Here is a 22,353-nt window from a genome sequence, read left to right on the forward strand (position 1 = left end):
GCGGCCTGGCGACGGATCCGTCGCTATGCGGTGCCCCGGTGGATGATCGAGCGCGCGACCGAACGCCGCCTGGCGGGTGACTGGCAGGGGGCATGCGCGGCGGCCAACGTGGATGTGCTGTTCGACCTGTCCGAGGTCGCCGACCACTGCGGCCACGACGTCGCCACGGAACTGGCGGACGACCTCCGCCATTTCGCCCCGGATCTGCTGCGCTGGCATCTGCCGCGGATGCTGGGCGGCCGGACCACGCTCGAAACCGGGCAGACCGTGGTGCTGGCGGGCTACCACCCGAAGCGCACCGGCAAAGGGCAGGGCTCCACGCCGTATCTGCACGTCACCACGCCCGTGATGCTCGAGGGACCGCAGCGGATCGCCCTGCGGTTCGAAACGGTCGCGGAGGAGCAAGCCCCCGGCGTCTTCGGACGGATCACCGGGGACTGGCGTTCCGCGCGGCACCTGTGGGACGCACGCCATGCCGGGGAGCTGCGGGAACGGTGCGGTGGCAGCATGCATCGGCCGCCGTTCTTCCACCCCGACGGGAGCCCGCTCGGCAGGGACGAACTGCCCGCCGCCGACCCCGGCCCCGATGATCCGGCGGCGCTGTCCGAGTGGGTCACCTTGCTGCATCAGGAGGGCAAGGTCGCGGCGGCCTGCGCAGCGGCCGGAATCGAGCTGGACCTGGCCCTCCCCACCGGCAGGAGGTGGCAAGGGGTCGATCCGGAGCGGATGCTGGGGCGGATCGCGCTCCAGCTCACCTGCCTGGAACCGGAAATCCGCCGGCTGGTGACGGAGGGCGTCGGGTACCGCTTCCTGATCGGCGGCGACTGGCGCGGCTACGTCCTGCTGGAGCCGGCGGCCCTCGGTTCCCGCGGCGATCTGCAGGTGCGGATCGTCGACCGGCAGGAGGTCAGGGAAGTGCCCTTCCTGACCGAAGCCCTCTGGCGCAGACTCCCGGACCTCGATCTGCTGCGCATCGGCGGGGTCCGGCCGGAACATCTGCATCCGCTGGTCGGCGAGGCGCTGTTCCCCGAGCTCCCGGTCACCGACGGGCCCGTCGGCCCGCCCGGACCCGACACCCCCGCGCCCGTACGGGTCAGATGCCGTGGCGAGTGGCACGAGGTGGGCTTCCGCCCCGGCGGGCTGCTGCAGATGCCGCACAGCGACGAGGAGCAGCAGCGCGAGCGGGCCCTGCGCGCGTTCGGTGGCGATGTCGCCGGGTGCTTCGCCGTGGAGCAGACGTGGGCGTCGGGAAGCGGGCGGCTGCCGAAGGGGCTGCGTGCCCAGATGCGGGACGTGTTCCTGCGCGCCCAGCACGGCGACACCCCGGGCGTACTGGAACTCCTGGACGCGGGCGTCGATCCCCGGGTGCGCGACGCCGCCGGACGGTCGCTGCTCCATGTGCTGAACCTGCTCGACCACGAGCCGCTGCTGCCCCGGCTGCTGGCCGCGGGACTCGACCTCGAGGCACGCGACAACCAGGACCGCACGCCGCTGTGCGTGGCGGTCAGCGACCGCGGCTCGAGGGCCCTCGTGGAGGCGCTCCTCGCCGCCGGTGCCCGGATCGATGTGGTCGACGAGACGGAGAAGTCGCTGGCCCAGCTCATTCGCTGGTACAAGCGCGCCGACCTGGACTTCCTGCGGAAGCGCGTGCAGGAGGACCATCCGGGCGCCGGCCAGGCCTGGTGGGACGAAATGATGGACGAGGACGAGGACGACGACGAGAACGAGGACGAGGGCTCTTGAGCACCGGCACCTCCCCCACCGCCCGCACCACACCCGGCCCGCTGGCCGCCGCGGACGACCTCAACAGCAGGCTGCGCACACTGCGGACCGAGCCCGCCGCCCATCCCCAACTGGAGGCCCTCGCCCTGACGGTGACGGCCAATCAGCCCGTACTGCTGTGGGGCGAGCCGGGCATCGGCAAGTCGGCCGGTCTGCAGCAGCTCGCCGCCGGGCTCGCCCTTCCGCTGGAGACGGTCATCGCCAGCGTGCACGAACCGTCCGACTTCGCCGGGCTGCCGATCGTCGGGGACGACCCGGCCGTGACCGGCGTGCCGATGGCCCCGCCCGACTGGGCGGTCCGGCTCGCCCGCGCCGGAGCGGGCCTGCTCTTCTTCGACGAACTGTCCTCCGCCCCACCGGCCGTGCAGGCGGCTCTGCTGCGCGTCGTCCTCGAACGCCGGGTGGGCAGCCTCGTCCTGCCCGAGGCGGTACGTATCGTCGCCGCGGCCAACCCGCCGTCGAGCGCCGCGGACGGCTGGCACCTCAGCCCGCCGCTCGCCAACCGCTTCGTCCATCTCGACTGGACCCACGATCCCCGGACGGTGGCGCGCGGTATGGCCGGCACCTGGCCGGAGGTGACCGTTCCGGTGGTCGATCCCGCCAGGGTGCCCGGCGCGGTCGCGCGGGCCCGCGGCGCGGTCTCCGGCTTCCTGACGGCCAGGCCCGGCCTGGTGCACCACATACCCGCCGATGCGGAGAGCCGGGGCCGGTCGTGGCCGTCCCCGCGGACCTGGGAGATGGCGCTGCGGCTGCTGGCGACCGGATACGCGACGGGCGCCGGCCGCGAGGCGCTGGCCGCGGCGCTGACGGGCGCGGTCGGCGACGGCGCGGGCATCGAACTGCTCTCGTACCTGGAACACCTCGATCTGCCGGACCCCGACCGTGTCCTCGCCGACCCCGCCGCGTTCGCCCTCCCCGACCGCGGCGACCGCCAACTCGCCTTCCTCATCGCGGTGGTCGCCGCCATTCAGAGCGAGCTCACCCGGCCCCGCTGGGAGGCCGGCTGGGCGGTGCTCGCGAAGGCCGTCGATGCGGGCGTACCGGACGTGGCCGCCCGCGCGGCCACCGACCTCGCGGCGATGCGCAAGCTCGACTGGCCCGTCCCGCCCGGCATCGACGCCTTCCTGGACCTGCTGCAGATGTCCGGGGCGCTGCCCGGCGGCCGTTGAGGCAGACCGGGATGACGGAATGCGGCGCCTGGACATGACGACACTGGACATGACCAAACTGCTCGCCGCCCGCTACCGGGCGGCGAGCGACCGGCCCTATCTCGCCTCGGCGCTGTACGCCCTGACGATCGTGGCGCGCGCCGAGGTGCGGACGATGGGGGTGGACCGGCACTGGCGCTGCTATGTGTCGCCCGCCTTCGTCGACGCCACACCCGTGGCCGAACTCGCGGGCGTCTGGGTGCACGAGGTGGCGCACCTGCTACGCGACCACCACGGGCGCGCCGACCGGCTCCCTGCCGCCGACCAGCGCGACTGGCACCGCGTCAATGTCGCCCAGGACTGCGAGATCAACGACGATCTCCTCGCCGACGGTCTGCGCCTGCCCGCCGGGCGGATGGAACCCCGGCTGTTCGGCCTGCCCGAGGGGCAGTTGTTCGAGGCGTACGTCGGCCGGCTGCCACCGGACGTACAGGCGCCGGACTGCGGGTCGGGCGCCCACGGGCGGCCGGTGCCCTGGGAGCTGCCCGGATCCGCCGGCCCCGCCCGGCTCGGCGAGGTGGAGGCGCAGGCGCTGCGGCGGCACACCGCCGAGGCCATGCGCGCCCACCAGCGCGCCCGCGGCACCCTGCCCGCGGGCTGGCAGCGCTGGGCCGAGGAGGTCCTGGAACCCACGGTGGACTGGCGGCAGGCGCTCTCCGGTGCGGTCCGGGAAGCGGCCGCGTGGGCGGGCGGCGCCGTCGACTACACCTACCGCCGCCCGTCGCGCCGCACCCCGGCGCTGCGCGGTGTCGTCCTGCCCAGCCTGCGCCGCCCGCTGCCCCGGGTGGCCGTCGTCATCGACACCTCCGGCTCCATGGGCGATGACGAACTCGGCGCCGCTCTCGCCGAGGTCACGGGCGTGCTGCGCGAGGTCGGCGTACGGGGCAATCGCGTGACCGTGCTCGCGTGTGACGCCGATGTGCACGCCGTGTCCCGGGTGACGGCCACCGAGCAGATCACCCTCGGCGGCGGTGGCGGCACCGATATGCGCGTCGGCATCGACTCCGCACTCGCGGCCCGGGACCGCCCGAACATCGTCATCGTCCTCACCGACGGCTACACCCCCTGGCCCGACGAGGTCCCGTCCTGCCGCCTCATCGCGGCGCTGATCGGCCCCGGCGCACCGGAGCCCCCGCGCTGGGTGGAGACGGTACGGGTCACCACCTGACGACCACGCAGGCAGGCATTGCCGTGGCTTCGAAGGTCAGCCCTCGAAGGTCAGTTGTGGCCGAATTTCCGCTGCTGCCGGTGGGCGACGTGTTTCGAGATCGGGTTCTCGGTGTCGTGGGGGGCCGATGCCTTCGTCTGCCCCTTCGCCTCCGCGGTGGCGCTGCGTTCATGGCCGCCGGTGCGGGCGCCGCGGTTCTGCCGGGTCTGTTTCTTGCCCACGATCGTGCCTCCTGGCGGATGTCGAACGATGGACCGTTACCAGACTTGCACGCAAGCTCGCGGGGCGCATTTCGGTATTGCGCATCACGGAAAGCAGCATCACGCAAAGCGGAAGCACGGAAAGCGGAAGCACGGAAAGCGGAAGCGAATTACTGGCGCCACATAGAGAGTGAATACGGGTGAATTCCCTGGCACAAAGCTGGCACACAAAGCTGACACAAAGGCCTTCACCGCGACGTTCGGGCGATCACCTCCCGATGGTGCCGACGGCACGCTCCGTCAGCACCACCGGCGCCGTCACGCCCTGCCGGTATCCGCCGTCGGCATCCCCTGTCGGCGTCACTCCCAGCGGTCACGGAGATGTGCTCGGTAGCTCCCCAACCGCCATGACGGCGCGGAGCGTTACCGCATCGGCGCCGACATGCGAGAGGGCATCATCGCGCGGACAATGCAGAGGGCGGGGCCTGCACAGCGGCGCACGCACGGCCATACCCCGCACGTTTTCGGAGGCGCCGAGATGCCGGTACTTTTCTTCGACATCGGCGAGACGCTCGCGGACGCGAGTTTCGGAGCTGATGGTTCATTGACTCTCCGCCCGCGGCCCCGCGTCTTCGCGGTTCTCGACGCCTTTGCGGGAACCCGGAAAGGCATTGTTTCGAACCCGGGCACCGGGGAGGCCGCGCGCGCCGCCCTGGCGGCAGCGTTGCACGCGGCCTTTCCGGACCGTTTCACCGAGGCCGGCCTCCTTCACTGGGGTCCGAAGACCGCGCGCGGGATTTTCGACGGCGCGGTGGCGAGCGCGGGCGTCGCGGCCGACGACTGCGTATTCGTGGGTGAGGATCCCGATGAGCGTGCGTTCGCACGCGAGGCCGGAATGCGTGCTGCCGCCCACCCGGTCTTCACTCTCGCCGCCGTCGAGGGCCGCCCGGTGTTCTGGGCACGGATCAGCCTGCCTGCGGACCGGAGTCTGGCCGATCTCGAGGCGATCGCGAACGCCGGCGAAATCGTTCCGGTGCATGTGGCCTCCGGCGAACTCGTCCTCGTCATGGCGACCGCGCAGGGGGTGGACGCACTCCAGCAGGGCGGATTCACGGCCGACCTCAGGGGCCAGGTCGAAGAGACAGCCGCCTTCCTGATGCGCGACGACCGCCCGGTTTCCGTCCCGCCGTCCTTCGCGGAAGGCCCGGCGGAAACCAGGGCAACGGCGGAAGCGGACATGCGCGCCACGGCCGCGTTCGCCTTCATCTCGGGCGAGCTCAACGGGCCGGGACCGCAGGTCGCTTCTCTCGGGCCGGCTCCGGGCGGCGTCTATATCGCTGCCGCGGCCGGCACCCCCGTCGAGGACCTGCACATCACGGGGGCCAAACCCGGCCACACCGAGCGCTTGCTTCCCGACCCGGCCCTCCTTTCCCGGCCGGGCGAGGTCCAGGCCGAGGGGTTCATCGAGGAGTTCACCGACGGTGCGCCCTCCCCGGAGACGGTCGCCGCGGTGCGCGCGGCCGTCACCCCTGCCGCCATGCGCGGCCATGTCGCCCGCGTTTCCGGCGTCGATCCGCTCGTCGAGGGCGAGCCGCTGAAGGTACGCAGCCGCGATGCGTCGAACGTCGACAACGCTCTGGTGGTCGGCGCCCTCGCCCGCCGGCTCCAGGACCTCGGTCTGACGGTCAGACGCCATGAGTTCTCGTGGCGGGGACGCCGGCTCTCCAACCTCGAAGCGGAGTTCCCCGTCGCGTCGGCGGACTCCGCCGTGCTCGTCACGGCCCATCTCGATTCGACCGCGGCCAGGGGCGAGTTCTTCGACAGCAGCGGCCTGCCACGCCCGTACAACCCCGCCGTCGACCCGGCACCCGGTGCCGACGACGACGCGAGCGGGATGGCGGCGGTCATGTCCGCGGCCGAGTGCCTGAGCGCGATGGTCGCCGACGGCAGGACACCGGCCCGGACGGTGCGTTTCGTCCTCTTCAACGCCGAGGAGCAGGGCCTCGTCGGCAGCAAGGCCTACGCGCGCGCCGCCGCATCGGCCGGTGACCGGATCTCCGGCGTGTTCCAGATGGACATGATCGCGGGATTCCAGGGCGGCACCCGCACGATGGAAATCCACACGGGCTCGTCGGTCCCCGGCCCGGTCGTGGGCGCCTCGGACGCGCTGGGGAACCGCGTCGTCCAGGCCGCCCCGGCGCTCGCCGCCGACTTCTCGCTCCAAGTGCTCGCGGGTGCCGGCGATCCGGCCGCAGGGCGGAGCGATCACGCAAGCTTCCATGAACGCGGTTGGGCAGCCACCGCCGTCTGCGAGAACTTCTTCGACGACACCGCGCCCGCGACCGGCACCCGGCAGTACCACAAGCCGGGCGACACCCTCCTCGACGAGGACCACGACACGGACTACGCCGCCGCGATCGCCCGCACGGTCGCGGCCGCGGCCTTCACCCTCGCAGGTCTGTGACCCCCACAACGAGCATGCACCAGGAGCACGCGCAAGGAGCACGCCATGAGCGTTCTGATCGACAAGCGGAACACCGAATTCGACCGTCTGGCCAGCGTCGACCGGGCAGACGCCTTCCTGGATGACACCGACCGGGTGGCGGCATCGGTCGACCACACCCTGGTGGCCGACCGCAGCAAGGTGAACCGCTTCACCGGGCATCTGACGGAGCTGCGGGTGGCCGGTGCTCCGGGCTTCACCACCGACCGGGCAGCGCCCGCCTCCGGGGCCACCAGTCCCCCCGACACCGGCTACATCGCCCAGGCCAAGGACTATGTCGCTTCGGTCGCGGAGGCGATCGGCTTCTCAGCCGGCGAGCCGGTGGAGTTCGAGGCCGACCCGAACGTCACGACGACGAGCGAGGGCATGCGCGTCGTGAGCCTGCAGCAGGTGCTCAACGGCATCGAGGTGTGGGCCATGGCGCCGAAGGTGTGGCTGCACCCGGACGGCACGGTCGACCGGATCGTCGGTGACACGGTGAGCACGCCGGAGAACCTGCCGGTCAAGCCGACGGTCCCGGCCGAGGTGGCGCTGCGTGTGGCGGCCGCGAAGGCCGCCGAGCCCAGAACGCTCAAGGGAGCCTTCGGCGACGACGAACTCCCGCGTCTCGACATCTCGCAGGGCTTTGAGCGCCTGTCGGCCCAGACACGCAACGATGAGCCGATGACGTTCAGCCAGGGACCGTTCGAGGAGGCCGTCCCGGCCCGGCTGGTGTATCTGTACATGGGCGACGATGCCCGCCTCACCTGGAAGTTCACCTTCTCGAGAGAGAATCTGGCCGCTCAGTACATCGCCTTCGTCGAGGCCGATGACCGGACCGAGAATCTGGAGGAGCCCGAGATCCTCTACTTCTTCGACGCGGTCAGCCACGCGGTCGCCGGGAGTGTCTTCCAGCGTGACCCCGCCGAGAGCACCCTCCACAAGGTCCCGTTCCCGCTGCCGACGAGCGACTACCCGACCCTGGTGCCGCCCGGGATGCCCGCCGGGTTCCCGCTGCCCTGGGCGGAGAAGCACGACGGAAAGGTGTCGACCGAGGGCAGCAACGTCCGCGCTCTCAACGGGGCGACCCGCCGGCCCTTCGAGGTCAACGTCGATGCGTCGGGCAACGGCGTTTTCGACGCCGCGCAGGACACCCCCGAGCAGCTCGTCACCAACATCTTCTACTTCTGTAACCTCGCGCACGACCTCTTCATGATGCTCGGGTTCACGGAGGACCAGGGGAACTTCCAGGCCGTGAACGTGACGGGCACGGGAAAGGGCGCGGACCCGGTCCGAGCCCTTGCACACCCGGGACCGGTACAGGGCACGGCCAACATGGCCACGCGGGCCGACGGCCTGGAAGCCGTGATGAACATGGGGCTGGTCACCAGCACCGGCCGCCACACGGCCAACTCGTACCACGTCGTCGTTCACGAGTTCTGCCACGGGGTGTCCAACCGCCTCGTCGGGGGTCTGTTCGACGCGAACGGTCTCCGCGAGGAGCAGTCGGTCGCGATGGGTGAAGGCTGGGGAGACTTCTTCGCGCTCACGACCAGCAACTTCTCGAAATCCGAGGAGCGTGTCGTCATCGGGGACTGGGTGGTCAACCGGGCGAAAGGCATCCGGCAACGGCCCTACGACTCGGAGTACCCGGGCAAGTTCGGCGACATCGGCAAGGGGACGGGCGAGGTCTCGGGCCCCGGCAACGGCGATCTGAGCTACCAGGAAGTCCATGACGTCGGTGAGATCTGGTGCGCGGCGCTCATGGAGATGACCCGCAAGGTCTCCGCCGCGCTCAACAACAAGGAGCAGGGCTACCGGGTGACGTGGCAGGCGGTCGTCGACGGCATGAAGCTCACGCCGAAGAACCCCTCGTTCCTCGTGGCGCGCGACGCCATCCTGCGCGCCCTGAAGGCGATGAAGGGCGGGCCGCTGTTGACCACGACCCAATACACCACGGCCCGGAAGGCCGCCTGGGAGGCCTTCGCGAAGTTCGGGATGGGCTTTGACGCCTTCTGCCCGAACGCCACCTTCACAGGGTGTCGCGGTGGCACGGCAATGCCCCCGGCCGACCATGAGGACTGACGGGTCCGGGTGAGGTGAGCGGGTGAGCCCGGCCGCCATGCGGCGGCCGGGCTCACCCCTGCCGTCCTGCTCCCGCCGCTGCCCGCTGCGCCGTGTCAGTGACACAGGAGGGCGCGCGGAATAGATCGTTCAGCCAGATACGCGCCCGGAGCGCGACCGTGCAGCGGAAAACCCGGCGCGCGCCGAATTTCCAGGAAATAAGCGGTTAGGCGTAGAGGTGTCCGAACAAAATGCACCGCTGAGTGGGCGCACTTGGAGACTTCACGGGTGAGCTTTCCACCTGCGTCCCCTCTCCACAAAGACTCACGGGAGACAGGCGAGCATGAGCAGCGGTACCACCAGCAGGCTCTTCGGATCACCTTCACCGCTGCGGGAGCGCAACGGAGCGCACCGCGAGGACATCGGGAGCACACATGACAATGCGCAGGTCCGGAACCGTACAGGCGGCCAGCGATACACGGATGGAGGCCATCATCCGGGCGGACGAAGACGGAGCCGACATTCATGCTCCGTACGCGGAATTGCGGGAACCGGGCGAGGGTCCGGCAACTCTGAGGGCAGGTGAACGAGTGACGTACACGCGCGAAGAGCAGTCGCGGGGGCCCATCGCGCGTGATATCCGTCGCTAGCGGCCAAAAAGGAGGCTCCTCCGCTGGAATTCCCACAGCGACGAGATACGCCGACCAGGCACCGAGCAGTCAGGCCGGGCTGCACACCACCGTACGGAAGACCGGGCGGACGGCGTGCAGCCTGGCCACCTCTGTGTCTTCCGCAGTTCACGATGTGCGGCCGGAACCCGGGCGGGTCTGCTCAGAGCGCGGCGCCCAGGGCTTGTTCGGCCCAGATGGTCTTTCCGGTACCGGTGTAGCGGGTGCCCCAGCGCTGGGTGAGCTGGGCGACGAGGAGCAGGCCGCGTCCGCCTTCGTCATAGACGCGGGCGCGGCGCATATGCGGCGCGGTGCTGCTGGCGTCGGAGACCTCGCAGATGAGGCCGGCGTCGTGGATCAGGCGCAGCTGGAGGGGAGGGCGGCCGTAGCGGATGGCGTTGGTGACCAGTTCGCTGACGACGAGTTCGGTGACGAAGGGCTCCTCGTCGAGGTGCCAGGCAGTCAACTGATGACTCGTCAGTTCCCGGGCGCGCGCGACCATGGCCGGGTCGGGCTCCAGGTCCCAGGTGGCGACCTGGGAGGCGTCGAGGGCGTGGGTGCGGGCGAGCAGGAGGGCGACGTCGTCGGTGGGGCTCTCGGGAAGCAAGGTCCGGAGCAGGCTGTCGCAGGTCTGTTCCAGCGGGGAGGCGGCGGTCCCGGCCAGGCCCTGGCGCAGCTGTTGGAGGCCGAGGTCGATATCGCGTCCGGCGGACCGGACCAGACCGTCGGTGAACAGGGCGATCAGGCTGCCTTCGGGCAACCGGAGTTCCGCGGATTCGAAGGGCAGTCCGCCGAGGCCCAGCGGCGGGCCGGGGGGAAGCTCGGGAAAGTCGACCCTGCCGTCCGGATAGACGATCGCGGGAGCGAGATGTCCGGCGCGGGCCAGTGTGCAGCCGCGCGAGACCGGATCGTAGACCGCATAGAGGCAGGTGGCGCCGGCGACCTCGGCCTCCGGCGCGGCCGGCCGGCCCGTTTGCGGCGCCTCCTCACGGTCGAGGCGCAGGACGACGTCGTCGAGGTGGGTGAGCAGTTCGTCGGGCGGCATGTCGATATCGGCGAGCGTCAGTGCTGCCGTACGCAGGCGTCCCATGGTCGCCGAGGCCTGGATGCCCTGGCCGACGACGTCGCCGACCATCAGGGCGACCCGCGCGCCGGACAGGGGGATGACATCGAACCAGTCACCGCCCACACCGGCGGTGGAGCCGGCCGGCAGATAACGCGAGGCGACCTCCACCGCGGCCTGCCGGGGTGCGTGCCTGGGCAGCAGGTTGCGCTGCAGGGCCAGGGAGGTGTCGCGCTCGAGGGCATAGCGGCGGGCGTTGTCGATGGCCAGGGCGGCCCGGGCGGTGATCTCCTCGGCGAGGAGGAGATCGTCCGCGTCGAAGGCGTCGGGGGCGCGGTGCCTCAGGTACTGGGCGAGGCCCAGAAGGGTGCCGCGGGCCATGAGCGGCGTCATGATGAGCGAATGGGTTCCGCACTGGCGTATGGCACGCGCGTACCGGGGGTCCTGTTCCAGCCACCGCTGAATGTCCTGGTCGTCGACCCAGTGCCGGGACGGGCTCCCGACGGCCAGAGCGTGGGCCATGGGCGAATCGCGCAGGTAGCGGATCGTCTGCCCGGGGCCGACGACGGACTCCGGGCAGCCCTCCAGGACGGACCCCTGCGCGGCCCGGCACAGGACGGGCTCACTCACCGGTTCCGGCGGCAGCGCACTGCCGCGCAGGACGTCCTCGATCAGGTCGACGGCGACGAAGTCGGCGAAGTGCTCGGTGGCGACGTCCACGAGCTCCTGGGCCGTCTGCGTGACGTCCAGGGCGGAGCCGATGCGCACGCTGGCGGCGTTCACCACGGCCAGGCGCTGCCGGGTCCGGTACTGGCCGGTGATGTCGAGTGCCGCCGTGGACACGCCCCGCACCCGCGGTGCCACCGGCGGGGCCCGGTTCTCCAGCCGGGCCAGTGCCAGCGGCAGCCCGGTCAGTGAGGTGATCACCGCATCGGCCTGGGCCAGCTGGCTGAGGACGGGCGCCGGCGGGGCCTCGCCGCGCAGCAGCCATACGGTGCGCAGTCCGACGCGTCCGGCTCCCCGGACGTCGGCGTCGAGGCGGTTGCCGACGTAGACGGCGTGTGCGGGCGTGACGTCCATCCGGTCCAGCACGTCGCGGAAGGCGCGCGCGTCGGGTTTTTCGGCGGTGTCGATGCCGCCGAGCAGGATCGTCTCGAACAGGAGGTCCAGGCCGTCACGGTGCAGCGCGTCACGGACCTGCGGTGGCGAGTTGGACAGGACCCCGAGCCGGTACTGCCGCGCCAGCGCGGCGAACACCGGCTGGACGTCGGGATAGAGCGCCTCGACGGGATACGCCCAGTGCTTCACGATCTGCCGGTGGAGCAGGGCGACATCGCCGCCGGGCACGTACCGGTCGGCGAACGCGGGGCGGATCGGGAGTCCCCCGGCGCGGACGGCGTCGTAGAAATCCCAGAATTCGGTCTCGTCGATCTCGCCCGCCAGGTCGCATGTCGCCCGGTACAGCGCCTGCACGAAACGCTCGTCGTCGTAGACGGTGCCGCCGATGTCGAACAGCACCGCGTCGATGCGTTCGACCGGTTCCCGGCCGTTCCGCCCGGGGCGGCCGGCGTCCGTCGCGTCGTGCACCTCCGCCTCCTTGGCCGGGGAAGGACCGCGCTCACCCTCATCGTGGCAGATGCCGACGGGAACGCAGCTCGGCGATGCGGCCGAGTGGCGGCGGGGCCGGCTCGGGACCGGGTCACCTTTTCGGGTGGTATGGCGCCGACCTGCGCTGGGGAGTGTGACCGTGCCCAGATCGACCGCCGCCATTCCGGGGGACCCACCCGCATGCGTCAACTCGTCGCGGCCTCGGCCGCGTTTGTCCCCCCGCTCCTGGCCGGCTGCCTTCTGGCCGGCTGCGCCGCCCCGGAACGCCGCCCCGCCCCGGACATGGGCGACATGTCCAACGAAGACTCCTCGTGGGCCAACCACGGCATCTCCGGGCCCGACGTCCCCGACCACGTCAAGGTGTACGACGGCCGCGAGCTGCAGGGAGACGTCACCCTCTGCCTGGCTCCCGGGCAGGAGGTCGGCTACGACTCGGGCGCGAACGACCGGGGCAGCTCCCACACCTGGTCCGTCAGCTGCTGAGAGCGGAACTTACGCGGCGCGCCGTTCGTCTGGCCGGGTGACCGATCAGCCGAGAACACGGAGTACGTGTGAGCCCTGAACGACACATCGTCTACCGGCAGGCGGGACCGCAGGACGAAGAGCAGATCGGCGCGATCGACGACTCCTTCACCACGGACACCGTCTACGAAGTCGTCGCAGGCGACGAGGGGTTCGCGCTGCGTGCGACCGTTGTCGATCCGCCGCTGCTCAAAACGTTTCCCGTCGACGAGAGCGATGGCGACGCGAGCAAGGACGACGAGTCCGACGCATCGGATGACCTGCACGTCGAGGTCGCCGTCGACGAAGGGAACGAGGGGAAGGTGTGCGGCTTCGTCGTCGCCGGGGTGCAGGAGTGGCATCACCGGCTGGTGGTGCACGAGATAGCCGTGGCGCCCACGCACCGTGGATACGGGGTCGGCTCGGCGTTGATGCAGCGGGCCTGCGCATACGGGCGCCGGCTCGGAGCACGCACGGCTTGGCTGGAGACGACGAACGTGAACGTCCCCGCCATCCGCGCCTACCGCCGGATGGGCTTCGCCCTCTGCGGCCTGGACACCACCTTCTACCGGGGCACGGCGAGCGAGGGGGAGACCGCCCTGTTCATGAGCATGGCGCTGGACACCGGGAGGCCGGCGTGACCGACTGGATCACCACGCCCCTCGATCCGCGCATCGTGCGCGGCGCCCTCGATCTGGAGCGCACCGCGCACGGCGTCCTGCCGCACCGGCTGCCCGCCTGGGCGCGGAAGCAGTTCCCCGACGCATACCTGCGCATGGTCGAGGCCCAACCCTCCGGTGTGCGGCTGGCCTTCCGCACCCGGGCCACCGCCGTCGAGCTGGATGTGCTCCCCACCAAGACGGTCTACCAGGGCGCCCCGGCCCAGCCGGACGGCGTGTACGAGCTGCTCGTCGACGGGCGTCCGAGCGGCCGGGCGAGCGTGTCCGGCGGTAACGTCCACACCGTCGACATGGCCACCGGGGCGACGGTCACCCGTCCCGGACCGACGGACACCGTGCGGTTCACCGATCTGGCCGACGGCGCGAAGGACGTCGAGATCTGGCTGCCGCAGACGGAGATCACCGAGCTGATCGCGCTGCGCACCGACGCCCCGGTGGAGCCCGCGCCGGACCGCGGCCGCAGGGTGTGGCTGCACCACGGCAGTTCGATCAGCCACGGCTCCACCGCCGGCAGCCCGACCACGACCTGGCCCGCGCTGGCCGCCGCCCGGGGCGGCGTGGAGCTGATCAACCTGGGTCTGGGCGGCAACGCCCTGCTCGACCCGTTCACCGCGCGCGCCATGCGGGACACCCCCGCGGACCTGATCAGCCTGAAGATCGGCATCAATCTGGTCAACGCCGATCTGATGCGCCTGCGCGGCTTCTCCCCCGCGGTCCACGGCTTCCTCGACACCCTCCGGGAGGGCCACCCCACCACGCCGTTGCTGGTCGTCTCCCCCATCCTCTGTCCCCTTCACGAGGACACGCCGGGCCCCACCGCACCGGACTTCGACGCCCCGGAACTGCGTTTCCGGGCCCTGGGCGACCCGTCGGACCGCTCCGGCGGGCGGCTGACGCTGCGCGTCATCCGGGACGAGCTCTCCCGCATCACCGGGCAGCGGGCGGCCGACGACCCGAACCTGCACTATCTCGACGGTCGCTCGCTCTACGGCGAAGCGGACTTCCGTCAGCTGCCGCTGCCCGACCGGCTTCACCCGGATGCCGCCGGTCACCGCCGCATCGGCGAGCGCTTCGCCGAGCGGGCCTTCGGTGCGGGCGGGCCGTTCGCCGTCGGCGGCGGATGAGCCGGTCCGGCTTACGCCTCGGTGCCGCCGGTGTTCCGGATCATCTGCTGGAGCACCTTCAGGGCGGTGACGTAGTCGGCGTCGTCGATGCCGTGGTGGATGCGGTCGCGGATCGCCGGGGCGTGCTGCTTGAGACCCGCGCGGGCCTCGTCCCCCGCCTCGGTGATCCACAGCCGTCCGTCGCCGTCACGGGTGAGCAGGCCGCGCTCCAGCAGGGTCTCCGACTCGGCCGTCAGATCGTCCTCGGGCCTGAGGTAGGAGCGCATGGCTTCCTGGAGTTCGGGGATGGTCATGCCGTGGCCGTCGGGTGAGATGTCGTTCTTCGACAGGTTGCGCAGCAGCCAGTACTGGGGCTGGGTGAAACCGAGCTCGGCCTGCCGGGCCCGGGTGAACGCGATGAGGGCCTCGTAGGCCACTCCGGTCCAGTAGGCGGCCGGCTGGGCGGCGAGGTCGGCGTCGGAGAGGTGCTGGGTCGTCATGTGCGGTGCTCCCTGGGAATGACCGCTCTTCGCGGCTCGATCGCTGATGCAAGCACCGTAGGACCTGAAGTTAAGTTGAGATCAAGGTGGTGGGGCGGTCGGCCGTGGCGGGGCGGGGCGGGCAGCCCATGGCGCGGCCCGCTGCGTCCCCTGTCCGCAGCCCGCCAACAGGCGCCGAGCGCCGGCGGTCGGCAGGGTGGAGGCATGCGCGACTCAAGCGACTCCTCCCCACCGGGTCCAGGGCCGGCTCGCTTCGACGGTACGCAGATGGCTGCGGCGCCGGGCCGACGCCTGGGCGCCGGACTCCTGCACCACGCGACCGCCCGTCCCGACGGCATTGCCCTGACCATCGGCCCACGCGAGTACAGCTACGAGGAGGTTGCGCACACCGCCCGGCGGTGGGCGTCCCTGCTCGTCGAGGCAGCGGGACCCCGGCCGCGGCGGGTCGGCGTCCTGGCCTCGCGCAGTGAGGCTGCGTACCTGGGCGTGGCCGCCGCGCTGTTCGCCGGAGCGGCCTTCGTCCCGCTGAACCGGAATCTCCCCGTACGGCGGACCCGGACCATGCTGGAGCAGTCCGACGTCGATGCGCTGATCGTCGACGAGGCGTCGTTGCCCCAACTGCCGGCCCTGCTCCGAGGCCTGCCGCGGCGGCCGGCTGTGCTGCTGCCCGACAGCCTGCGTGTCGACATCCCCGGTCTCGTCGACGGCCCGGACCTCGGCGACGGTCCCGTCCTGGACGCGGCCGATCTCGCGGCCGCCGCGCCGCTGGAGCAGCTGCCCGGGGCCGGACCCGACGACCCGGCGTATGTGCTGTTCACCTCGGGCAGCACCGGTGAGCCCAAGGGAGTCCCCGTCACCCACGCCAACGTCCGGTCCTTTCTCGATACCAACCAGGACCGCTACCGGCTGACGCCCGACGACCGGCTCACCCAGATCGGCGACCAGACCTTCGACCTGTCGGTCTTCGACCTCTTCATGGCCTGGGACAACGGGGCGCGGGTCTGTGCCGTGGACCCCTCCGAGGTGCTGGCTCCCTTCTCCTACCTGGAGCGCAACGGGATCACCGTCTGGTTCTCGGTGCCATCGGTGGCCGCGGCGCTGCGCAAGCGGGGCGTGCTCACGCCCGGATCGATGCCCACCCTGCGGTGGAGTCTGTTCTGCGGCGAGGCGTTGCCCAGGGCCACCGCCGAGGCCTGGCAGGCCGCCGCGCCCGCATCGACCGTGGAAAACCTCTACGGCCCGACCGAGCTGACCATCGCCTGCACGGTCTACCGCTGGGACCCGCGGACGAGCCCGGCGCAGTGCGTGCACGACAACCTGCCGATCGGGCAGCCGTACCCCGGCCTGCAGACGCTGATCGTGGACGAGGACCTGATGCCGGTCGCGGACGGGGCCACCGGTGAACTGTGCGTGGCCGGCCCGCAGACCACGCCCGGCTACTGGCGGGCACCCGAGCTGACCGCCGAGCGTTTCTTCGCACGCGAGGGCAGGACGTACTACCGCACGGGCGATCTGGTCCGCAGGCAGCACGGCCAGTTGGTCTGCATCGGCCGCAACGACCAGCAGGTCAAGGTCGAGGGCTACCGGATCGAACTGGGGGAGATCGAGGCGGCGCTGCGCCGGTCCGGGGCGGTGGAGGCGGTGTGCCTGATGTGGCCGGACCCGGCGACGATCACCGCCGTGATGTCGGGAGTGACGGATCCGGCCGCGGTGGCCGATGCGTCCGCGGACAGTCTGCCGCCCTACATGGTGCCCGCGTCGGTGCACGCCCTGGAGACCCTGCCGGTGAACGCGAACGGCAAGGTCGACCGCACCGCGCTGCGCCGCTGGTTGGACGACCGGGCCGCCCGTCCGCAACGTGTGGAGCGGTGAAAACCGTTCGGCAGCCGGTGAACGCACGGGGCACAGTGGCCCCATGAGCGGGAGCATCAGCAGGCGCAGGAGCGGAAGCCCGGGCGGCAGGGGGCTGGAGCAGGACGGGACGATCGCGCGGGAAGGTGCGCTGAGCCGCGTGGCGCAGGCATTCGTCCCCGTCGTCCAGGACGCCCGCGCCCGGATCACGGAGACGTTCGACGACGCCCGGCTGCACAGCGCCTATCTCTACGGCAGCATCCCCCGCGGCGCCGCCCTTCCCGGTGTCTCCGACCTCGACCTGCTGCTCGCCCTCCGCCGCGAGCCCACGGAGGCCGACCGGGCGGACGCCAAGGCGATCGAGGCCGCTGTCGACCGTTCCTACGGCCAGATCGACGGCGTCGGGATCCTGCTGTCCAGCACGCATACCCTGCTCAGCGAACTCGAGCGCCACGACGGCGGATTCTTCGTCGCCTGCCTGTGCACCCCGCTGCTGGGCGGCGACCTCGCCGCACGGCTTCCCCGTTACCGCCCCACGGCCCTGCTCGCCCGCGAGACGAACGGTGACCTCCCGCTCGCACTCCCCCGCTGGCGTCACCGAGCGGCCGAAGCCGCCACGGACGCCGACCGCAAGACCCTGAGCCGCCACGCCGCCCGCAAGCTCGTACGCACCGGCTTCACCCTGGTCATGCCGCGCTGGGGCGGCTGGACCAGCGACCTCGGCGAGTCCGCCGAACTCTTCGGCCGCTACTACCCCGAGCGCCTCGACCAGATACGCACGGCCGCCGTCACGGGCCGCACGCCCTCCGCGGATCCGGCCGTACTCGGCATGCTCATCGAGGACCTGGGTCCCTGGCTCGCCGCCGAATACAGGGCCGTGCACGGCGAGAAGGCCCCCCGTCCCTGAACAGAGTTGGCTGACGCCGCATCAGAACGCGGGCCCCTCCCCGTACATCAGAGCGCGATGGGCCGGTACCGCAGGGCCGCGTCGACGATGTCCTCCCCCGATGCGTTCCGGAGGCCGTTCGATGGGTGGAAGACCAGGTCGCTCGCCCGGGGATGTGGCACGTTCGCGTCGAGGAGCCGCACGTAGTAGTCGCTCTCCGGGTCGGCGGCGAGGAGTCTGCGGACGATTTCGACGAGCTCGTCCCTCGTGATGTCCGGAACCCGGGGGCGCGCCGGCCGGGCCGCCTCCCTGGCGACCTCGCCCAGGCTCCGGCCGGCGTCGTACGCGGCGAAGTCGAGGGCCGCATAGGCATGGCCGGTCATCGCGTTGAAGGCCCGGACCGCCTCGTCGGCGCCGTCGGAGCCTTCGGCCACCAGACCGGCGATCCGCTCGATCTCGCGGCTCAACTCGTCCAGCCGTTGCCGGCTCACCGGCGGGGGCAGCAGTTCCGGTCTCAGATCCACAGCCCGGATCCTCCCGCCACGGACGGTTCGAACGAGTGAATCATGCGGCCATTGTGACGCTGATTGAGACAGCAGCGCGGATTCAGATGATCTTACGGTTACTGCTCGCAGGGGGATGTGTGCATCCACCTGATGAAAGGTTCCCCCATGGACAATGAGATCGTACAAGTAAAGATCCATCCAGCCATCGGTATCGCCCGGGTCGGCAACAGCGCCGAGCAGCCCTTCGTAGGCCCGGAGTCGCCGGACCAGCCGCCGCTGCCGCCCGGCTCGTACAAGGACGGTTCGGGGAAGATCATCCGGCAGGCCGCCCGTTTCCGGGTCTACGGCTACAACCGGGCGGGGCAGGTCGTCCGGGAGCTCAAGCTCGGCGAAGAGGGCGTGACCGAGATCAAGTGGTCGGTGCAGCTGGCCAACAAGAAGGCCGCCTGGTACCAGTTCCACATCCCGCTCGACATCCCCGAGGCCGAGCAGCTGACGGCCGATCAGCGGCGTTGGCGGAACGCCAAGGTCCAGGGGGCGGGCCGCAAGAAGCTCGTCGCCGACCCCGGCCGCAAGGCCATTCGCGCGTCCACGCACGAGACCGCCGCCTTCGACGGCAAGATCATGGACAAGCCGGTCTCCCTGGGGTCGATCTCCACCCAGAACGACGGCCGTCTGCTCGTCGTCGGCGGCGTCGGCAAGTCGGCTTCCTGGCAGACACCCGAGAAGCCGATCTTCGGTGTCGCCAACAACGACACCTGGTACGACGACGTCTCCGACGGTCCGGTCACGGCGGAGGTCACCATCGGCGGCGCCACGAAGACCGCGGCCCCGGCCTGGGTCGTGGTGGCCCCGCCGCACTACGCACCCGGTGTGAAGACCGCCCGTACCCTTTACGACGTCCTCCACGACACGTTCGTCACCGAACAGACGCTGCCCGTCGAGGACCGGCCCTCCTACCCGGAGCACATCGAACCGCTGCTGGGCCGGTTCTGTGACCTGCAGTGGGTCAACCGCGGATTTGCCACCCAGTTCGGCTGGAAGGGCCCGCACGACTTCCGCGACCCGGAGATGCGCAAGCGGCTCGCCGACCCCGGCGAGTCCAGCCGTGAGCTGCGCCGCCAGATCTACGTGCAGATGCGCGACTACGCCCGGGACGGGATCTCCCCGGTGCCCTGGCCGTGGCTCTACGGCGACGCCATGTCCAGCAGGCCCAACTCCGTCCGGCAGCACATCACCCTCACCGCCGAGCAGGACCGGCTGCTGGCCCTGTGGGCCGACGGCCACTTCACCACCGGTCCGCCCCGCAAGGGCCACCCCGACGTGGACAAGGCACCCGTCGCGGAGCAGCCGGGCCTGCTCGACCGGGCCGCGCTGGACAACTGCGCCGCCGAGGCGTTCCACCCGGGCTGCGAGGTCACCTGGCCGATGCGGCACAAGACCATGTACTCCGAGCCGTTCCGCATCCTGCACCGCACGCCGGACAACCCGGAACGCGACTACGGCCCGGTGCTCAGCCTCCAGGACGCCCTGGGCAAGAACGGTCCGCTGTATGCGCAGGGGCCGGGCGATCTGACCCGCTGGATGGCCGCCCCCTGGCAGTGCGACACGGCGAGCTGCCGCTCCGGCTACGAGGTGCGCGCCAACCTCGGGCCCCGCTACAGCCCGTACCTGCCGACGTTCTGGCCCGCCCAGATGCCCAACCATGTGCTCAAGAAGGCGGACTTCACCACCGTCAACACCACGCCGACCGGCGGCGACGACAGTGCCAGGGAGAAGGCCTTCGAGAACCGGGCGGTGTGGCTGCGCGGCCTGACCGGCCCCGACTTCGACAAGCAGCGCCGGCAGATGATCGACGACTGGTACCTGTTCGGCATCGTCGAGACGCACAAATACACCGTGGGTGACGGGAAGTTCCCCGACGACATCCAGGTGGAGTCCGAGCCCGGATACGCCCCGGTCCACGATCTGGCCAACCTCGTCAACATCCAGGTGCCCGAGGCGGGCGTGGTCGAACTGGCCGGTGCGGCCGATGCCTGGACCGGGGAGGTCTCCGCCGAGTCCGTCGCGTCCATGCTCGTGCAACAGGCGGTCCAGGAGGTCAAGGAGGCGACCGGCCGGGACGAGGAGACGATCGCCGCCGGGTACCTGGAGAAGCTCGACCCCTTCCACGGCAGCCAGTGAGTCCCGCACCGGCGCCCGGCTACGACGTCGTGGTCGCGGGCGGTGGCCCGGCCGGCTGCGCCGCCGCGCTCGCCCTCGTACGGGCCGGGCGTACGGTGCTGCTGGCCGACGCGGGCACCGGGCCGCCCAAGGCCGGTGAGGCACTGGTGTCCGTGGCGCGGCTGCTGCTCGCCGACCTCGGCGTGCAGCGGCCGGTCCTGGACACCGGCCATCTGCCCTGCCACGGCAATCTGTCCGCCTGGGGCTCGGCCGAACTGCACGCCGTGGACTTCATCAACGACCCTTACGGCCACGGCTGGCACCTGGACCGTCCGCTCTTCGACCGGCGGCTGCGCGCGGCCGCCCGGGAGGCGGGTGCCACGGTCGCCGAGCACACCGCCGTACGGCGCCCCTCCCGGCAGCCGGACGGCACCTGGCACCTCGCCCTGCGCGGCCGCACGGAAAGAAGCGGCGCGGTCGGCGGGAGCGGAGAGCGCATGGTCCGCTGCCGCTGGGTGGTGGACGCCACCGGGCGGGGCGCCGCCCTCGCCGTCCGCTCCGGCGCCCGGCGGCGGACGGGCGACCGGCTGACCGCCCTCCACCTCACCCTCGACCCGGCTTCGGAGGCGGGGGCGGCGGAAGACACCCGTTCGCTGGTCGAGTCCGACCCGGACGGCTGGTGGTACACCGCCCTGCTGCCCTCCCGGCACCGCCTGGTCGCCTACTTCACCGACCCCGATCTGCCCGGAGCCGCCCGCGGCACCGAGTGGTTCCGCAACCGGCTGCTGGCCACCCGGCACGTCTCCCGCCGGGCCCGCCCGCACGGGCTCGGCCTCCGGCCACCCCGCCGCGCCCCCGCGCACAGCGCCCATCTGGACCGGGTGTACGGCGACGGCTGGACGGCGGCCGGAGACGCCGCGGCCGCCTTCGACCCGCTCAGCTCCCAGGGCATCCTCACCGCCCTGTACACCGGGCTGAGCGCGGGCGAGGCGGTCGACGCCACGTTGGGCGGCGACCGGGCGGCGCTGGCCGATTACGCGGCGAAGGTCACCACGGCCCGCACCGCCTACCAGCACGGCCACCGAGCCGTACACGCCCAGGAAACCCGCTGGTCCGACCGCCCCTTCTGGGCCCGGCGGCAGCGGAACACCGTCACGCAAGGCGAGACCGCACCATGACCACCACACCCGGATCCGCCCCCGCCGACAGACCCGAGCACTTCCACCGCTTCCTGCTGCTGGGCAGGAAAAGGCTCTTCTTCTACCACCTGGCGCAGTACGACCCGAAGTCCGGCCACGACTACCAGGCCGTCTTCAGCTTCACCGTCAAGGACGACGGCGAGCTGAAGACGAGGTACCTGGAGGATCTGGCGAAGAACGAGCACAAGCGGGTGTTCCACTCACTGCGCTGCCCGCACCGCTTCGAGCTCCCGGAGCTGCGGAACGGCAAGGAGTTCACGGCCCACCTGGAGCGCGTCGTCGTCGAGGAGAACGGCAGCCGCACGTTCCAGACGCTGACGACGGCCGAGACCCCGGTGGAGTGCAAGAAGGAGGACGTGCTCTCCTTCCGCAAGCTCGGCGGCCGTCCCTACCCCGGCTCCCTCACCTACCTGGTATGCGGCGAAGGCGACGAGATCCACCTGGCGCATCACCTCGCGGCGCGCCCGAACTGGGACGAGGCCGTCACCGTCACCACCGCGGAGGCCATCGACCCGGCGGCCTTGCAGAAGTTCCCGACCCTGGTCATCGGGTCGATCCGGGATGCCCACGGCACGCTGGTCGAGAGCCCGCTGAAAAAAGGTCAGCAGTTCCAGGGCAGGCTCAGGGGGACCGGCCTGACCGTCGACTTCACCGTCGGCCGTCAGGGCTGGTGGAACCACACCAGCCTCAACGACTGACCGGCACGGCCCGTCCCGGGCGG

At 71.2% G+C, this 22,353-nt stretch carries 17 protein-coding genes; 13 read left to right on the forward strand and 4 right to left on the reverse strand.

The features are described from left to right. Nucleotides 1-42 precede the first annotated feature (42 nt). Genes ADL29_RS39145 through ADL29_RS39155 form a run of 3 tightly spaced genes read left to right on the forward strand, consistent with a single transcriptional unit; the run spans nucleotide 43 to nucleotide 4,158 of the window. The gene (locus ADL29_RS39145) at nucleotides 43-1,743 is read left to right on the forward strand and encodes an ankyrin repeat domain-containing protein (RefSeq protein ID WP_245689818.1); all 1,701 of its coding nucleotides are present in this window, start codon (nucleotides 43-45) and stop codon (nucleotides 1,741-1,743) included. Then, complete coding sequence (locus ADL29_RS39150; protein ID WP_053928234.1) at nucleotides 1,740-2,951, forward strand: AAA family ATPase; 1,212 nt, start codon at nucleotides 1,740-1,742, stop codon at nucleotides 2,949-2,951. Before ADL29_RS39145 ends, ADL29_RS39150 begins: the two co-directional genes overlap by 4 nt. Nucleotides 2,952-2,985: 34 nt before the next feature. Beyond that, entirely contained in the window at nucleotides 2,986-4,158 is a 1,173-nt protein-coding gene (locus ADL29_RS39155) for a vWA domain-containing protein (protein ID WP_053928385.1), read from the forward strand. A gap of 50 nt (nucleotides 4,159-4,208) precedes the next feature. Here ADL29_RS39155 and ADL29_RS44365 read toward each other — a convergent pair whose 3' ends face one another. Further along, entirely contained in the window at nucleotides 4,209-4,379 is a 171-nt protein-coding gene (locus ADL29_RS44365) for a hypothetical protein (RefSeq protein ID WP_169795297.1), read from the reverse strand. A gap of 517 nt (nucleotides 4,380-4,896) precedes the next feature. On the opposite strand from ADL29_RS44365, the gene ADL29_RS39160 reads away from it, so the two are divergent. Continuing rightward, a complete protein-coding gene (locus ADL29_RS39160) occupies nucleotides 4,897-6,822 on the forward strand; it encodes a M20/M25/M40 family metallo-hydrolase (RefSeq protein ID WP_053928235.1) in 1,926 nt (641 codons plus the stop codon). Nucleotides 6,823-6,867: 45 nt separating this feature from the next. Next, nucleotides 6,868-8,925 (forward strand): M36 family metallopeptidase, encoded by a 2,058-nt coding sequence (locus tag ADL29_RS39165; RefSeq protein ID WP_053928236.1) that lies wholly within the window; start codon nucleotides 6,868-6,870, stop codon nucleotides 8,923-8,925. Nucleotides 8,926-9,735: 810 nt separating this feature from the next. Here ADL29_RS39165 and ADL29_RS39170 read toward each other — a convergent pair. Then, the gene (locus tag ADL29_RS39170) at nucleotides 9,736-12,222 is read right to left on the reverse strand and encodes a SpoIIE family protein phosphatase (RefSeq protein WP_053928237.1); all 2,487 of its coding nucleotides are present in this window, start codon (nucleotides 12,220-12,222) and stop codon (nucleotides 9,736-9,738) included. Nucleotides 12,223-12,423: 201 nt separating this feature from the next. Here ADL29_RS39170 and ADL29_RS39175 point away from each other — a divergent pair, with 201 nt between their 5' ends. The 3 genes from ADL29_RS39175 to ADL29_RS39185 all read left to right on the forward strand — a co-directional run bounded on the left by ADL29_RS39175 (nucleotide 12,424) and on the right by ADL29_RS39185 (nucleotide 14,548). Continuing rightward, nucleotides 12,424-12,726, forward strand: a complete 303-nt coding sequence (locus ADL29_RS39175; RefSeq protein WP_063788621.1) for a hypothetical protein — start codon at nucleotides 12,424-12,426, stop codon at nucleotides 12,724-12,726. A 68-nt stretch (nucleotides 12,727-12,794) separates the two neighbouring features. After that, nucleotides 12,795-13,385, forward strand: a complete 591-nt coding sequence (locus ADL29_RS39180) for a GNAT family N-acetyltransferase (RefSeq protein WP_053928238.1) — start codon at nucleotides 12,795-12,797, stop codon at nucleotides 13,383-13,385. Then, nucleotides 13,382-14,548, forward strand: a complete 1,167-nt coding sequence (locus tag ADL29_RS39185) for a GDSL-type esterase/lipase family protein (protein WP_053928239.1) — start codon at nucleotides 13,382-13,384, stop codon at nucleotides 14,546-14,548. The genes ADL29_RS39180 and ADL29_RS39185 overlap by 4 nt, the downstream gene beginning before the upstream one ends. Nucleotides 14,549-14,559: 11 nt before the next feature. Here the strand turns inward: ADL29_RS39185 and ADL29_RS39190 are convergent, their stop codons facing one another. Beyond that, the gene (locus tag ADL29_RS39190) at nucleotides 14,560-15,027 is read right to left on the reverse strand and encodes a MarR family winged helix-turn-helix transcriptional regulator (protein WP_053928240.1); all 468 of its coding nucleotides are present in this window, start codon (nucleotides 15,025-15,027) and stop codon (nucleotides 14,560-14,562) included. 267 nt (nucleotides 15,028-15,294) lie between these two features. Here ADL29_RS39190 and ADL29_RS39195 point away from each other — a divergent pair, with 267 nt between their 5' ends. After that, on the forward strand, nucleotides 15,295-16,899 hold the full coding sequence (locus tag ADL29_RS39195) for an amino acid adenylation domain-containing protein (RefSeq protein WP_053928241.1): 1,605 nt from the start codon (nucleotides 15,295-15,297) through the stop codon (nucleotides 16,897-16,899). 43 nt (nucleotides 16,900-16,942) lie between these two features. After that, nucleotides 16,943-17,785, forward strand: a complete 843-nt coding sequence (locus ADL29_RS39200; RefSeq protein WP_053928242.1) for a nucleotidyltransferase domain-containing protein — start codon at nucleotides 16,943-16,945, stop codon at nucleotides 17,783-17,785. A gap of 47 nt (nucleotides 17,786-17,832) precedes the next feature. Here ADL29_RS39200 and ADL29_RS39205 read toward each other — a convergent pair whose 3' ends face one another. Then, nucleotides 17,833-18,288 carry a hypothetical protein gene (locus ADL29_RS39205; protein ID WP_245689819.1) on the reverse strand — a complete coding sequence of 152 codons (456 nt, stop codon included), beginning with the start codon at nucleotides 18,286-18,288 and terminating at the stop codon, nucleotides 17,833-17,835. 147 nt (nucleotides 18,289-18,435) lie between these two features. Between ADL29_RS39205 and ADL29_RS39210 the strand changes: the two genes are divergently transcribed. From ADL29_RS39210 to ADL29_RS39220, 3 genes are read left to right on the forward strand one after another with little or no spacing between them, the layout of a single operon-like run. Next, nucleotides 18,436-20,454: a LodA/GoxA family CTQ-dependent oxidase gene (locus ADL29_RS39210; RefSeq protein WP_053928243.1), complete on the forward strand. Its 2,019-nt coding sequence runs from the start codon at nucleotides 18,436-18,438 to the stop codon at nucleotides 20,452-20,454. Then, nucleotides 20,451-21,611 (forward strand): NAD(P)/FAD-dependent oxidoreductase, encoded by a 1,161-nt coding sequence (locus ADL29_RS39215; protein WP_053928244.1) that lies wholly within the window; start codon nucleotides 20,451-20,453, stop codon nucleotides 21,609-21,611. Before ADL29_RS39210 ends, ADL29_RS39215 begins: the two co-directional genes overlap by 4 nt. Then, nucleotides 21,608-22,330, forward strand: coding sequence for a hypothetical protein (locus ADL29_RS39220; RefSeq protein ID WP_053928245.1), 723 nt, complete (start codon nucleotides 21,608-21,610; stop codon nucleotides 22,328-22,330). Before ADL29_RS39215 ends, ADL29_RS39220 begins: the two co-directional genes overlap by 4 nt. Nucleotides 22,331-22,353 lie beyond the last annotated feature (23 nt).

The organism is Streptomyces chattanoogensis, assembly GCF_001294335.1.
Taxonomy (GTDB): domain Bacteria; phylum Actinomycetota; class Actinomycetes; order Streptomycetales; family Streptomycetaceae; genus Streptomyces; species Streptomyces chattanoogensis.